This window comes from Parafrankia sp. EAN1pec, from assembly GCF_000018005.1.
GTDB lineage: Bacteria > Actinomycetota > Actinomycetes > Frankiales > Frankiaceae > Parafrankia > Parafrankia soli.
This window is the reverse complement of record NC_009921.1, coordinates 1,472,653-1,487,193: the sequence shown is the minus strand read 5'-3', so window position 1 is coordinate 1,487,193 and position 14,541 is coordinate 1,472,653. Positions and strand designations below refer to the sequence as shown.

Annotated in this window: 8 protein-coding genes; 3 read left to right on the top strand and 5 right to left on the bottom strand. The window is 72.1% G+C overall.

The window, feature by feature from the left end; all coding sequences use genetic code 11:
• Nucleotides 1–74: 74 nt before the first annotated feature.
• Entirely contained in the window at nt 75–1,673 is a 1,599-nt protein-coding gene (locus FRANEAN1_RS06105) for an acetoacetate--CoA ligase (RefSeq protein WP_041255569.1), read from the top strand.
• A 197-nt stretch (nt 1,674–1,870) separates the two neighbouring features.
• Here FRANEAN1_RS06105 and FRANEAN1_RS06100 read toward each other — a convergent pair whose 3' ends face one another.
• The gene (locus FRANEAN1_RS06100) at nt 1,871–3,142 is read right to left on the bottom strand and encodes a sigma-70 family RNA polymerase sigma factor (protein ID WP_020458866.1); all 1,272 of its coding nucleotides are present in this window, start codon (nt 3,140–3,142) and stop codon (nt 1,871–1,873) included.
• Between the two features lie 1,513 nt (nt 3,143–4,655).
• Between FRANEAN1_RS06100 and FRANEAN1_RS06095 the strand changes: the two genes are divergently transcribed.
• Nucleotides 4,656–6,056, top strand: coding sequence for a trehalase family glycosidase (locus FRANEAN1_RS06095; RefSeq protein ID WP_049795901.1), 1,401 nt, complete (start codon nt 4,656–4,658; stop codon nt 6,054–6,056).
• A 99-nt stretch (nt 6,057–6,155) separates the two neighbouring features.
• Here the strand turns inward: FRANEAN1_RS06095 and FRANEAN1_RS06090 are convergent, their stop codons facing one another.
• The 3 genes from FRANEAN1_RS06090 to FRANEAN1_RS06080 all read right to left on the bottom strand — a co-directional run bounded on the left by FRANEAN1_RS06090 (nt 6,156) and on the right by FRANEAN1_RS06080 (nt 11,089).
• On the bottom strand, nt 6,156–9,191 hold the full coding sequence (locus tag FRANEAN1_RS06090; protein ID WP_020458864.1) for a vitamin B12-dependent ribonucleotide reductase: 3,036 nt from the start codon (nt 9,189–9,191) through the stop codon (nt 6,156–6,158).
• A 666-nt stretch (nt 9,192–9,857) separates the two neighbouring features.
• Nucleotides 9,858–10,418: a transcriptional regulator NrdR gene (nrdR, locus tag FRANEAN1_RS06085; RefSeq protein WP_020458863.1), complete on the bottom strand. Its 561-nt coding sequence runs from the start codon at nt 10,416–10,418 to the stop codon at nt 9,858–9,860.
• 422 nt (nt 10,419–10,840) lie between these two features.
• Entirely contained in the window at nt 10,841–11,089 is a 249-nt protein-coding gene (locus FRANEAN1_RS06080) for a LysM peptidoglycan-binding domain-containing protein (protein WP_041253738.1), read from the bottom strand.
• A 923-nt stretch (nt 11,090–12,012) separates the two neighbouring features.
• Between FRANEAN1_RS06080 and lexA the strand changes: the two genes are divergently transcribed.
• Nucleotides 12,013–12,765, top strand: a complete 753-nt coding sequence (gene lexA, locus FRANEAN1_RS06075; protein WP_020458861.1) for a transcriptional repressor LexA — start codon at nt 12,013–12,015, stop codon at nt 12,763–12,765.
• Between the two features lie 115 nt (nt 12,766–12,880).
• On the opposite strand, the gene hflX is transcribed toward lexA, so the two are convergent.
• Nucleotides 12,881–14,392, bottom strand: coding sequence for a GTPase HflX (hflX, locus tag FRANEAN1_RS06070; RefSeq protein WP_020458860.1), 1,512 nt, complete (start codon nt 14,390–14,392; stop codon nt 12,881–12,883).
• Nucleotides 14,393–14,541: the final 149 nt, after the last annotated feature.

Here is a 14,541-nt window from a genome sequence, read left to right as displayed (position 1 = left end):
CACGCGATGGGCGGGACGGCGGTGCGGGCCCGAGCGGACCGGGTGGCCCCCCGCGTCGGGTCGGCGAGGGCACCGTGCTGTGGGAGCCCCCGCCGCGACGGGTTGCCGAGGCCTCGGTGACGAGGTACCGGGAGTGGCTGGCGGACGAACACCAGCTGCGCATCGCCGACTCCACCCGGCTACGGCTGTGGGCCGAGGCCGAACCCGGCCGGTTCTGGGACTCGATCTGGGAGTTCTGCGCCGTCGAGGGTGACCGTGGCGACGGGCCGGCGCTGACCGGCGCGGCCGTGCCCGACGCCCGCTGGTTCCCGACGGCCCGGGTCAACTACGCGGAGAACGCGCTCACCCGGCGCGGCCCGGCCCCGGCGATCATCGCTGTCCGGGAGGACGGCGCGACCGCGGTGGTGAGCTGGGACGAGCTGCGCAGGCAGGTGGCACGGGCCGCCGCCGGGCTGCGCCGGCTCGGGGTCAGGCCCGGCGACCGGGTCGGAGCGGTGCTGCCGAACACGGTGCACGCGGTGGTGGCGATGCTGGCGACGGCGAGCGTCGGGGCGGTGTGGGCGTCGTGCTCACCGGATCTCGAACCGGCCGCGCTCGCCGAGCGGTTCATCCAGATCACCCCGCGGGTGCTCATCGGCGTCGACGGGTACACCCGCGGCGGCCAGGGCTACGACGCGATCCCGCCGCTGGCCGACCTGGCCCGGCGCCTACCCAACCTGGCTGCCACGGTGCTGGTGCCCTACCTGTCCGCCGACGCCTACCCGCGGGCGGCGAGCGCAGACCTGCCGGGCCTGCTCACCTGGGACGACCTGCTCGCCGCCGAGGCGGAGCCGGCCTTCACCCGGCTGCCGTTCGACGCGCCGCTGTGGATCCTGTTCGCCGACGAGATCGCCGGCCCGCCCAGGCCGGTCGTCCACGGGCACGGCGGGATCCTGCTGGAACACCTGAAGTCGCTGGTGCTGCACCTCGACCTCGGCCCGGACGACCGCTTCTGCTGGTACGGCACGACCAGCGGCATGATGTGGAACTACCAGGTCTCCGGGCTGCTCACCGGCGCGACGATCGTGCTCTACGACGGCAGCCCTAGCCACCCGGACGTGTCCATCCTGTGGCGGCTCGCCGAGGCGGTGGACGTCACCTGCCTGGGCGTCTCCGTGGCCCTCGTCGAGGCCTGCCGGCGGGTCGGGCTGGTGCCAGGCCGCGTCGCGGATCTCTCGCTGTTGCGCACGGTCGGGGCGTTCGGGGCCCCGTTCGTCCCCGAGGCCGGTGCCTGGGTCTACGACACGGTGAGCCCGTCGGTGGCCTTCGTCGCCATGAGCGGCGGCACGGAGGTCTGCACCGCGCTGGTCACAGGGCTGCCGACCGACCCGGTGCGGGCCGGCGAGGCGGGCCGTGCGCTGGGGTGCGCGGTGGCCGTCGTGGACCCGTCCGGCCGGGAGGTGCCCGGTGGCGGTGCCGGGGAGCTGGTCGTCACCGCGCCGATGCCGTCGGCGCCCCTGTTCGTGTGGGGCGACCCGACCGGCTCGTGGCTGCTCCAGAAGCACCTGGCGAGGTTTCCGGGCTGGTGGTGGCAGGGCGAGCGCGCGCGGATGACGCAGGCCGGCGGGATCGCCGTCGACGGTCCGCTGGACGCCCTCGCCGCGCCCACCGGCGCACGCACCGCCGGCGCATAGGCAGGGCAGCGCAGGGACGCGCAGGCGGACGGCACAGGCAGGCAAAGGGAAAAGCCGGATCCTCGCCCTCAGGCGAAGATCCGGCCTCCGACCACCCCTGCCGGAGCAGGACCGTATGGCCCACACCCCGGGCGGTCATGGGTGCCGGCCCGCGATGCCGGCGCCCACACGACGACCTCGTCCCAGACGCCGGCTCCTCAGTCGAGGAACTCGCGCAGCCTTCCGGCCACGGCCGGCTTGCGCAGCTCCCGCAGCGTGTCCCGCTCGATCTGGCGGATGCGCTCACGGGTGAGCCCGAGCCGGTTGCCGACCTCGGCGAGGGTGTGCTGCTTCCCGTCGGCGAGCCCGAAACGCAGCCGCATGACCTCGCGCTCACGAGGGTTCAGCGCACCGAGGACGTTGTCGATCTCGTCCTGCATGGCGCCGTAGGAGGCGGCGTCGGCGGGCGACGTCGCGTCCGAGTCCTCGATGAAGTCGCCGAGCACGGAGTCGCCGTCGTCACCGACGGACGTCTCCAGGCTGACCGTGTCCTGCGCGTAGCGGCGCAGTTCGACGACCTGCTCGATCGGCATGTCCAGCTCGAGCGCGAGCTCCTCGTCCGTCGGCTCGCGGCCGAGGGTCGAGACAAGCTGGCGCTGCAGCCGGGTGATCTTGTTGATCTGCTCGACCACGTGCACCGGGATACGGATCGTGCGGGCCTGGTCGGCCAGCGCGCGGCCGATCGCCTGACGGATCCACCAGGTGGCGTAGGTGGAGAACTTGTAGCCCTTCGCGTAGTCGAACTTCTCGACCGCGCGGATCAGGCCCAGGTTTCCCTCCTGGACGAGGTCCAGCAGCGTCATACCCCGGCCGCTGTACTTCTTGGCGACCGACACCACCAGGCGCAGGTTGGCCGAGACCAGCTGCTGCTTGGCAGCCTGGCCGTCGGTGACCAGCACGCCGAGATCCCGGCGCAGGTCGTCGGCCAGGTCCTGGTCGGTGTCGAGCTTGTGCTCGGCGAACAGGCCCGCCTCGACGCGCTTGGAGAGCTCGACCTCCTGAGCGGCGTTGAGCAGCGGGACCTTGCCGATCTCCCGCAAGTACATGCGGACGAGGTCGGCGGTGCCGGCGTGGTCGGCGACCGTGCGGCCGGCGGCCGGAGCGCCGGGGGTGACGCGCTCCTCTTCTTCTTCGACGAGGTCGATCCCGGCGGCACCCAGGCGGGAGATCAGCGCGGGCAGCAGCTCGACGCCGATGTCGGCGGCCTCGAGAGCCTCACGGAGCTCGGAACGGCTGAGCTCGCCGGTCTCGCGGCCACGCGCGATGAGTTCCGCGATGGCGGAGACGTCGAGCTCGTCGAGCTCGTCGGGGACCGCGGCCAGCGTGCGGCTTGGAGTGTTACGGACAGGAGAAGCGGAGCGACGGGTACGCCGCGGGCGCGGGCGTGACTCGTCGGTGCGCTCGGCTAGTTCCAGGGCAGGCAGCGTCATCAGTGGCAGATCCGATGGTCGGTGCGGGTGGGTCGTCTAGTTGCTTGCACGAGAGGTAACGACTGAACAGACGCAACCATTCCCCGTGAAGGCACAGCCGGACGTCAGCGATCGCCGGGCCTACTGGGAAGTGTAGACCCCTGCCATCGGGCCGCTGAACCCGCTGTCGCGAAGACTACCTGGCAGATCGTGTGCTGTGGCGGGAACGAGCAACTATCTCGACGACGCGCGACGTTCACCCTCGACTATCGGTGACCGTTCACAACGGAGAGTGGTTGCCGTGACACCTTAGGGAGCGCAATCCAGAGATCGACGTCACCTTCACCGTGTTCGCGCGAGGGTACGGCGCCTCGCACGGTCACGCGACGGACTCCTTTCTCGACCCGGCCGGACGGCGCGGGGACGAATCGGATTACCGGCAGACCACGGCCCTACCCGGTGGGCGCCCCTTCACGCACCCCCATGTGGTCCGGTTCGCCGATGTGGCGCGGGCCACGAGAAGCGATGGCCCGTCGAGGGCGAGCCCGACTCGCCCACGGACCGGCGCGGCGGCGGCGCACCCCGCGACGAACGCGCGACGCACACCGACCGCACCACCCCTCACACCATCTGCGCGCACCGCGCGGCCCACGCCGAGCACCGCGCGCGGCACGCGCCGGGCCCTCCCGCCTGACCGCGCCCGTAACACCGGTCACGCCAGTCCCGACGCACACCCCACTCGCCACCGAACGGGATTTCCTCCCGTGGCCGGCGAGCCCTCCCGGAGCCGCCCGCCACGCGGCCGACCGGCAGCGAAGATCTTTCCGTCAGCCGACCAATAATTACCCTACGTAGCGAACCGCGGATCGCCCCGGAACGACGCGAAGAAGTTCGGGACGTGCGTGGCGGGCCGGGCCCGACAGCCGCCGGCGGCCCGGACATGCCCTCCGAACCGGACTTTTTCCTGCGCCGCCGGCCCGAAAACCGCGCGGAGCACCAGCTCGGTAACCCCACGGCAACGGCATCCCGTTAGCCGGGCCACACCGGGCACCCCCACCAGGCGAGTACGCCGCGTGACCGCTACTCTCTCACGATGTCGGTCTCCCCGATGCCCGCGCCAGCCACATCCAGCTCCAACCCACCCGCCGCCACGCCCGGCACCGCGACCGGCGCCGCGCCCGCGACCGTGCCCGACAGCACGACCACCGCGGCGCCACGGAGGACACAAGCGGACCATCCGGGCGTACCACCGTCGGTGGTGGGCACGGGCACCAACCGGCCACCCGCGGACCACGCGGCGGTCGCCTCGCCGGTCGCCCCCGCTGCACGCACCGGGAGCGCCGACCCGGCCGGCACCGCCAATGTGACCCCCATCACTGCCGGCGCCGGCGGTCCCGGTACCCACACCAACGGGCGCGGCGGACCCGGCGCGGCCGTCGCACCAGTCGCACCCGACACAGTCGTCGCATCCAACACAGTCGTCGCATCCGACACAGCGGTGGACGCCCGCGCGGGCGCCGCGTCGGGCGGGGCGATCTCGCCGCCGGCCGCGGAAATCCCCCTGTCGGCGGACATCGCCACGGTGCGCGAGACGGCCGTGGCGGTGCTGCGCGCCAACGACCTTGGTGACATCACCCGGCCGTCGCCGACGCTCTACCCGCACCAGTGGCTGTGGGACAGCTGCTTCATCGCCATCGGCCTGCGCCACCTCGACCCGGCGCGTGCCGCCGCCGAGCTGCTCTCGCTGCTGCGCGGCCAGTGGCCCGGCGGCATGATCCCGCACGTGATCTTCGCCGAGACGACCGACTACTACCACGCGGGTCCGCAGCGCTGGCGCTGCGACCGAGTCTGCACGACCGCCGGCGGGGTCCAGTCGACCGGCGTCACCCAGCCGCCGATGATCGCCGAGGCGGCCGTGCGGGTGGGCCAGGCGATGAGCAGGGAGGACCGGGCAGACTTCTACCGGCGGCTCGCACCGGGCCTGGTGCGCTTCCACGAGTGGCTCTACCGCGAGCGCGACCCCGACGACACCGGCCTGGTGACGCTGGTCCACTCCTGGGAATCCGGAATGGACAACACCCCCACCTGGATGGAGATGACCAAGCCGGTCGCCCCCCGGGCGGTGCGCGCGCTGCGCCGGATCAACGGCGACGACACGCTCGACGCCCTGCGCCGCGACTCCAAGGAGGTGCCGCCGGACGAGCGGCTGACCTCGGCGGACCTGTTCACGCTCTACCGGATCGTCCGCGAGCTGCGCCGCAGCCGGTACGACTTCCGGACGATCCGCTCCACCTTCGTCCCGCTCGTGCAGGACGTGGCCTTCAACGCGATCCTGGCCCGGGCCAACGAGCATCTCGAGACGATCGCGGCCGAGGCCGGGGTGCGCATCCCGCGCTGGCTGTCCCGTTCGATGCGCCGGACCCGCGTGGCCCTCAACGAGCTGTGCTCGGACGGTGTCTACTACAGCCGGAACTTCCGCACCGGCGAGCTGCTGCGCCACCACACCATCGCCGGCTTCCTGCCGCTGTACGCGGGCGTGGTGCCGGAGTCCCAGGTGGACGACATGGTGGACACGCTCATGTCACCGCGGTACTGGGCCCAGTACGGCATCGCCAGCGTGCCGACCGACGACCCCGCCTTCCTGCCTCGCTGCTACTGGCAGGGCCCGGTATGGGTCAACATGAACTGGCTGATCGCGGACGGCCTGGACCGCTACGGCCGGACCGAGGCCGCCGCCGCGATCCGCCGCAACACCCTCGACGTGATCGTGTCGTCGGGATCGATGTACGAGTACTACTCACCGCTCGACGGCTCCGGCGCCGGCAGCAACCGCTTCTCCTGGACGGCCGCCCTGCTGGTGGACATGCTCGACAACGGCGCCCGCCCGACCTCCCGGGCCCAGGCGGCCATCCCCACCACCCGCACCCCCGCCTGACGGCCGGAACCCGGAGGCCGCTGACGGCCGCCGGCGAGGTGAGGTGTCCCAGCGACTCGATGTGCCGCCGGGACACCTCACTTCTGGCTACGGGAGAGGTCAGCTGCAGCCGCTGGTGGAGCCGCACTGCTCGCAGACGTAGCAGCTGCCGGCCGGGCGCATGTTCACACCGCAGGTGAAGCAGAGCGGCGCGTCGACCACCGTCTGGGCGGTCAGCGAACCGCCCGGCATGGCCAGTCGCAGCTCCTGCGCGACCAGCTCCGGCCCGCCGCCCACGCCCGGCCCGGCCGGCGCGGACCCGCCCGGCGCAGACCGGGCCGGCGCAGACCGGGCCGGCGCCGCACCGGCGGTGGCCGCCGGGTCCGAGTCACCCTCGGCCGGGGCGGACGCCCGCAGCGACTCGATGTCGATCTCCGGCTCCGCCGCCGCGGCCGGGCCGCCGCCGGCCTGGTCGGACAACCGCCGCGTCCGCTCCGAGGCGGACAGGATGCCCAGCTCCGCGCGCTGCTCCTCGGTCAGGTAGTCCAGGGCCAGCCGGCGGAACAGGTAGTCCATGATCGACTGGGCGATCCGCACGTCCGGGTCGTCGGTCATACCGGCCGGCTCGAACCGCATGTTGATGAACTTGCTGACGTAGGCCTCCAGCGGCACGCCGTACTGCAGCGCGATGGACACCGCGATCGAGAACGCGTCCATCACACCGGCGAGGGTGGAGCCCTGCTTGGACATCTTGATGAAGACCTCGCCGAGGCCGTCGTCCGGGTAGGAGCCGGCGGTCATGTACCCCTCGGCACCGCCGACGCTGAACGAGACGGTCTGCGACGGACGCGTCTTCGGCAGCCTGCGGCGGACGGGCCGGTGCTCACCGGGCCCGGCCGGCCAGTGCGGGCCGGGAGCGCCGGGGCCGACCGCGGGCTGCGCCGTCACGGCGGACGGCGCCGCTGCAACGGCCGCGGCCGCTCCGGCGGCGGCCCGGGCGGCCACGTCGGAGGCCACCTCGGCCGCCGCGGCGGCGTCCCGCTTCGCGCCCTTCACATCCGTCAGTGGCTGGCCGACCTTACAGTTGTCCCGGTAGATCGCGAGGGCCTTGAGGCCGAGCCGCCATCCCTCGAGGTAGATCTCCTCGACCTCGGCGACGGTGGCCGTCGCCGGCATGTTCACCGTCTTGGAGATGGCGCCGGAGAGGAACGGCTGGACGGCGGCCATCATCCGGACGTGGCCCATCGGGCTGATCGCGCGGTCCCCGATGGCGCAGTCGAACACCTCGTAGTGCTCGGTGCGCAGGCCGGGGGCGTCGACGACGTGGCCGTGCTCGGCGATGTACTCGACGATCGCCTCGATCGTCTCCTCGGCGTATCCCAGCGCGCGCAGCGCCGCGGGCACCGTCTGGTTCACGATCTTCATGCTGGCCCCGCCGACCAGCTTCTTCATCTTCACCAGGGCCAGGTCCGGCTCGATCCCGGTGGTGTCGCAGTCCATCGCCAGGCCGATCGTCCCGGTCGGGGCCAGCAGGCTGACCTGGGCGTTGCGCCAGCCGTGCTTCTCCCCCACCGACAGCGCGCGCTCCCACTCCTTCGAGGCCGCGGTGATCAGGCGGGCCTCCTCCGCGTGGACGGTGCGGACGGCGTCGTTCGCCGCCGAGTGCTTGCGCACGACCCGCCGGTGGGCGTCGGCGTTGCGGGCGAAGCCGTCGTAGGCCCCGACGGTGCCGGCGAGCTCCGCCGAGCGGCGGTAGGCGGTGGCAGTCATCAGCGAGGTGATCGCGGCGGCGAGCGCCCGGCCCCCGTCGGAGTCGTACGCACGGGCGCTGGCCATGAGCAGCGCGCCCAGGTTGGCGTACCCGATACCGAGCTGCCGGTACGCCCGGGTCACCTTGGTGATCTCCGGGGTCGGGAAGTCCGCGAAGCAGATCGAGATGTCCATCGCCGTGATGATCAGCTCGACGGACGCGACGAACGTCTCGGTGTCGAAGGTGCGGTCCGGCCGCAGGAACTTCATCAGGTTCAGCGAGGCCAGGTTGCAGCTCGAGTTGTCCAGGTGGACGTACTCCGAGCACGGGTTCGACGCGGAGATCCGGCCGGACTCCGGGCAGGTGTGCCAGTCGTTGATCGTGCCGTCGTACTGGATGCCCGGGTCGGCGCACTCCCAGGCGGCCTGGGAGATCGTGCGGAACAGCCCGCGGGCGTCCACCGACTCGATCACCCGGTTGTCGAGACGCGCCCGCAGGTCGAAGGACGTCCCGTCGACCACGGCGCGCATGAACTCGTCGTTGACCCGCACCGAGTTGTTGGCGTTCTGGTATTGCACCGAGGCGATGTCGCGCCCGCCGAGGTCCATGTCGAACCCGGCGTCGCGCAGCGCGCGGATCTTGTCCTCCTCACGCGCCTTGGTTTCGACGAACTCGACGACGTCGGGATGGTCGACGTCGAGGACGACCATCTTCGCCGCGCGCCGGGTCGCCCCGCCCGACTTGATGGTGCCCGCCGAGGCGTCGGCGCCGCGCATGAAACTGACCGGGCCGGACGCGGTGCCGCCGGAGGAGAGGAGCTCCTTCGAGGAGCGGATTCGGGAGAGGTTGAGACCGGCACCGGAGCCGCCCTTGAAGATCAGGCCCTCCTCCCGGTACCAGTTGAGGATCGACTCCATGGTGTCGTCCACCGCGAGGATGAAGCACGCCGACACCTGCTGCGGCGCGGCCGTCCCGACGTTGAACCAGACCGGGGAGTTGAAGCTGAAGACCTGGTGCAGCAGCATCCAGGTCAGCTCGTGCTCGAAGATCTCGGCGTCGCTCTCCGACGCGAAGTAGCCGTGCTCGCGGCCGGCCGCGCCGTAGCGGAGCACGACCCGGTCGATGAGCTGGCGCAGCGACGACTCCCGATCGGGCGAGCCGAGCGCGCCGCGGAAGTACTTGCTGGCGACGATGTTGGAGGCGTTGACCGACCAGGCGGTCGGGAACTCCACCCCACGTTGCTCGAAGTTGACCGATCCGTCCCGCCAGTTCGTCATGACGACGTCGCGGGACTCCCACTCCACCTCGTCGTAGGGGTGGACTCCGGGCGTGGTGCGAACCCGCCGGATCTTCAGCCCGGCCACCTTCGCGGCCGATCTGTTCCCCTTGCCGCGGGTCTCGGTCATAGCGCTCCTCGTGTTCGCGTTCGATGGGTTCAAACAGCGGCCACCGGACTTACGTGCCCGGATCAGGCCTGGTCAGGCATGGTCCCGGGCAGGTCCGGCCCGGCGCCGGCAGTGCAGGGCGGGATGGCCGGATCAGCTGTTCCGCTGATCGGCCGGGGTGTGCGTGGGGTCTGGGACGGTATGTGGGACCTGAGGCCGTGCCGGATCTGGCGGGCACGGCGGCGTACCCGATGTGGCCGGTCCGGCTGGTGGCGCTCGATGCCCGTGGCCGCGCCGGACGGGATCGGGTCGGGGGCGGGGCAGGGGCACTGGTGGTCGGGTCCGAACATCAGGTGCAAAGGTGCTGGCCGCGGCGCATGCGCCGATGCCTGTATTACGTGCGCCGCGGGCGGCTCCCGTGGCCTCGCGCAGTACACGGACCACCGCGGCTCCGAGACCGGTGTGGCTCCGGCTCCGCACCGACACGGCTCCAGGCTGGTTCCATGCCAGGTCGTTACACGGACCTGGACGCTCGCCGGACCGGCGCCTCGACGCCTCCCCCGCGCCCGGCCCGCGATGCCGGAGCCGGCAGGCGGCCCACCGGCCCGGGTTCGTGAGGCCGGTGCGGATCAGGCTGGGTCACTCATGGATGCCCGGATCCCGGTTCCGGGACCTCGGGCCGGTGCGTCAGGGGCCGGCCGCCGCCCGTGGGCCCGTGGTCACCGGAACGATGACAGCCGAGGCCCCGGTGGCCGCCGGCATCGTGGTCGGCTTTCCGGCGACGGGCGGCTCACCGCCGCCAGCCGACTCGGCACGCAGGGCCGCGATCGCCGCCTCGAAGTCGCCGAGCGACTCGAACGCCAGGTAGACGGAGGCGAAGCGGAGGTAGGCCACCTCGTCCAACTCCCGGAGGGGGCCGAGGATCGCTCGGCCGACATCCTCGGCGGCCACCTCCGCGGAGCCCGAGGAGCGCACCGTCTCCTCGACCCGCTCCGCCAGCAGCGCCAGATCGTCCGACCGGACGGGGCGGCCCTGGCACGCCTTGCGCACTCCCACGATCACCTTCGCGCGGCTGAAGGGCTCGGTGGCCCCGCTGCGCTTACGGACCCGCAAGGAGGCCTCCTCCATGGTCGTGAACCGACGGCCACAGGCCGGACACGACCGCCGGCGCCGGATCGCGGCGCCCTCCTCGGCCTCCCTGCTGTCGACGACACGGCTGTCGGGATGCCGGCAGAAAGGGCACCGCATGGTCCGCTCCCCTCCACCCCGGGCAGGCTGACACTGCCGCCCGCGGGGTGCGTCCGACTGGGTTCCGTCACCTCGACCGGCGGCCCTGTGGACAGACGGTCAAGGCCCTGTGGATTACCTGTGTAACAACCTGTGGATGACTTGCGGTGCTGCAACTACAAGATGTTGTGTCCACCGTAGCGCACACCCCCGACAGATCCGACACCGGCCCCTCCGGTGCATGTGGTCCTCAGGTGTGTTCTCGCCAGCCCGCGCCGGGGCCACGACAGGCGGTGACACCAGCCAGACGTGCCCTCGGTGTGGCAGCCGCAACGCCTGGCGCACCGAGGGCACAGGGCATGCCGGACCGCCGAGCTATCGGGGCATCGAGCCATCGGGACATTGGGACATTGGGACATTGGGGCCGCAGCAGGAAAGCCGGGTCAGGGGAGCCGGAGCTCCTGACCGGGCATGAGCGTCACCGTGTCGAGGCCGTTCAGGGTCATGAGCCCGCGGACGGTGTCGCGGGTGTCGGCCTCGGGGGCGGCCTCGTGGGCGATCTCCCAGAGTGTCTCCCCGGACCGCACGACGTGCGTCCGGTAGCTCACCGGGACGCCGGTGAACGCCTGTGACGCCGTCACCAGCACCAACGAGAAGACAAGGCCGAGGAGCGTGCTCGCCAGCGCCACCACGACGATGCGGCCGCGCCTGGTCAGCCGCAGCGGCGGCCGCGCACCCGACCTCCCCCGCCCACCGGCCCGCGACCGGGACCCGGCCCGAGGTCGAGGCTCAGGCCGGGCGTGGGGCTGAGGCCGGGGACGCTGGGGCTGGGACTGCCCGCTCGGCCCAGGACGCGGCCCGGGACGCGGCCCGGGACGCGGCCCGGGAGCCGCGGCGGCCGACCCGGCCGCGACCAACCCGACGGCTGCCTCACGCCACCACATGCCGGGCATCTCGATCACGGACGCCCCGGATCGCCGCGCACCGCCCCGCCTGGACTCACCAGGCGGCGCCATGGCGGCCGGAGCAGCCCCCGAGAGACCACACCGGGCGCCACGAGAGCGAACCGGGCGCCCTACCGGCACGCGGCCCATGCCGCGCACCGCCACCCCCCGCACCCCGCGGCCACGGACGGCGACTCCGCCCACCGCGGCTCCACGCACGCCGCGTGCCCCCCGCGCACCCGTCGCGACCTGCGCACCCTGCCGCAGCGCGCAGCTGTGGGACACCGGGTGACCCCGCCGAACTGACGCATTCCCACCGGCCGCATCGCCACCGTCGGTCATGCCAACCTCCCAGGCGCGAACACTTGTTCGATCGAACGCCTGAGCGATTCTTACACGGCCGCCACGCACACTTCCCCCGACACGCTCGAACAGACGTTTGAGATTCGGCGACCGGCCGACTACCGTCAAGGACGATCAGTTGTGGACGATCGTGCGAGATGAACCGAGCACGAAGGACCATGCCGAACCGATCAAAAGTTACTAATCGGACAAAGCATTGGAACGACCGGGTGGGTGTTGGCGGAGCCGGGCCGTCGACCACCCGGTCCTTGGCAGCCGCCGGTGGCACCATCCGCCGCGCGGAAGCATCGACAGGAGAGCGGTAGGCGATGACCAGCCAGGAACGGGGTACCCGCCGAGGTGACACCCGTGGCAACGTCCGGGATTTTCCCGACAGCCCCGCGGACGCCTCGGGCCTGACGCAGCGGCAGAAGAAGGTGCTCGAGGTCATCCGGTCCGCGGTGGAGCGGCGCGGATACCCGCCGAGCGTCCGGGAGATCGGCGAGGCTGTCGGCCTGACCAGCACCAGCAGCGTGGCACACCAGCTCAAGGTGCTGCAGGAGAAGGGGTTCCTCCGGCGCGACCCGAACCGGCCACGGGCGATGGAGGTGCTTCCGATCGGCGGCGCGAAGACCGGCGGGCGTTCCCGCGCGGGTGCCGCGGCGGCGGCCGGCGCACCCGCCGAGACCACGGCGCTGGAGGCCGGCACGCCCACCTACGTCCCCCTGGTGGGGCGGATCGCCGCCGGTGGGCCGATCCTCGCGGAGCAGGCGATCGAGGACGTCTACCCGCTGCCGAAGGAGATCGTCGGCGAGGGAACTCTGTTCCTGCTCAAGGTGGTCGGCCAGTCGATGATCAATGCCGCCATCTGTGACGGCGACTTCGTCGTCGTCCGGCAGCAGCCGGTGGCGGACAACGGCGAGATCGTCGCGGCGATGATCGATGGAGAGGCCACGGTCAAGCGGTTCCGGCAGCGCGACGGCCGGGTGTGGCTGGCGCCGGAGAACCCGGCCTTCTCCGACATCCCGGCCGAGGACGCGACCATCCTCGGCCGCATCGTGGCGGTGATGCGCCGGGTCTGATCCCCGGCACGCGGCCCGCACCGGGCAGGCCAGGCACCGGTCAGACGCCAGGCGTCTGACCGGTGCGGTGTTCAGCTCGCGGTGTTCCGTCGGGGCTGGTGTTCAGGCAGGGCCGTCAGGCGCGGAACGGCTCCAGCTCGGCGGCCAGGCCCACGGGCACGCGCGCGGCGACCTCGGTGCCCTTGCCGGTGTGCTCAACTCGGAGCACCTCGCCGATCTGGTGGATGCGGGAGACGAGATCGCCCCGGGTGTAGGGCACCAGCAGGGACATCTCGACCTCCGGGTGCGGTATCCGCGCCGAGAGCGCCTCCACCAGCTCCTGCAGCCCCGCCCCGGACCGCGCCGAGACGAAGATGGCGTCCGGCACCGCCTGGCGCAGGACGGCGAGCGTGGTCGGGTCGACCGCGTCCACCTTGTTGACCACGATGAGCTCGGGCACCCCGGCCGCGTCGATCTCGGCGAGCACCTCGCGCACAGCCGAGATCTGCCCCATCGGGTCCGGGGCCGAACCGTCGACGACGTGCAGGACGAGGTCGGCGTCCACCACCTCCTCGAGCGTCGAGCGGAACGCCTCGACGATCTGGTGCGGCAGGTGGCGCACGAAGCCGACCGTGTCGGCCAGGGTGAAGATCCGGCCGTCGGGCAGCGTGGCCCGGCGCACCGTCGGGTCGAGGGTCGCGAACAGCGCGTCCTCGACCAGTACGCCCGCCCCGGTCAGTCGGTTGAGCAGCGACGACTTGCCGGCGTTGGTGTAGCCGGCGATCGCGACGGCGGGAACGGCACCGCGGCGGCGCGACGACCTCTTGGTCGCCCGGACGGTGGCCATCCCGGTGAGCTCTCGGCGCAGCTTGGTGATGCGCGCGCGCAGCCGGCGACGGTCCGTCTCGATCTTCGTCTCACCGGGACCACGGGTACCGATCGGCGCCCGGCCGCCGCTGGCGGCCTGCCGGGACATCGACTCACCCCAGCCGCGCAGCCTCGGCAGCATGTACTGCAGCTGGGCGAGCTCGACCTGCGCCTTGCCCTCGCGCGACGTCGCGTGCTGGGCGAAGATGTCGAGGATCAGCGCCGTCCGGTCGATCACCTTGACCTTGACGACCTCCTCGAGCTGGCGCAGCTGGCCGGGGGTCAGCTCGCCGTCGCAGATCACCGTGTCCGCGCCGGTCGCCAGTACGATCTCGGCGAGCTCCTTGGCCTTGCCGGAGCCCACGAAGGTCGCTGCGTCGGGCCTGTCCCGGCGCTGCACGAGCGCGTCGAGCACGACCGAGCCGGCGGTGGTGGCGAGCGCGGCCAGCTCCGCCATGGACGCCTCGGCCTCGACCTGCGAGCCCGACGTCCACACCCCGATCAGAACGACCTGTTCCAGCCGGAGCTGGCGGTACTCGACCTCGGTGACGTCCTCGAGCTCGGTGGTGAGGCCCGGGACACGGCGCAGCGCGCCACGGTCCTCCAGGTCGAGCCCGTCGCCCTCCTCGTCGAAGAACGAGAACCCGTCGGCCTCGGCCAGGGCGAGCGCGGTGCCGGCGCGACCGTCACGACCGTCGTGGCCGTCGTGGCCGTCGTTTTCGCCCGAGTGCAGTTTCAGATGCCGGGTGGACGCCACAGCGGCGTCAGCGCGAAGACTCATACCATCCGTTCTCAACGCGGCACGGTGACCGCGTCATTCCAGTCCGCCCCGGCCGGGACGGCACTCTTTCGCCCCATCAGCCGGGTTCGCCCGGCCGATGAAACACCGTCATCCTCAGGGTGACACGGCGTACCCGCGATCGCGAACCC

What these genes read in the sequence shown, in the direction of transcription:
- FRANEAN1_RS06100 (WP_020458866.1), bottom strand. Translation starts at nt 3,142, where the DNA reads ATGACGCTGCCTGCCCTGGAACTAGCCGAGCGCACCGACGAGTCACGC.
- FRANEAN1_RS06090 (WP_020458864.1), bottom strand. Translation starts at nt 9,191, where the DNA reads ATGACCGAGACCCGCGGCAAGGGGAACAGATCGGCCGCGAAGGTGGCC.
- nrdR (WP_020458863.1), bottom strand. Translation starts at nt 10,418, where the DNA reads ATGCGGTGCCCTTTCTGCCGGCATCCCGACAGCCGTGTCGTCGACAGC.
- lexA (WP_020458861.1), top strand. Translation starts at nt 12,013, where the DNA reads ATGACCAGCCAGGAACGGGGTACCCGCCGAGGTGACACCCGTGGCAAC.
- hflX (WP_020458860.1), bottom strand. Translation starts at nt 14,392, where the DNA reads ATGAGTCTTCGCGCTGACGCCGCTGTGGCGTCCACCCGGCATCTGAAA.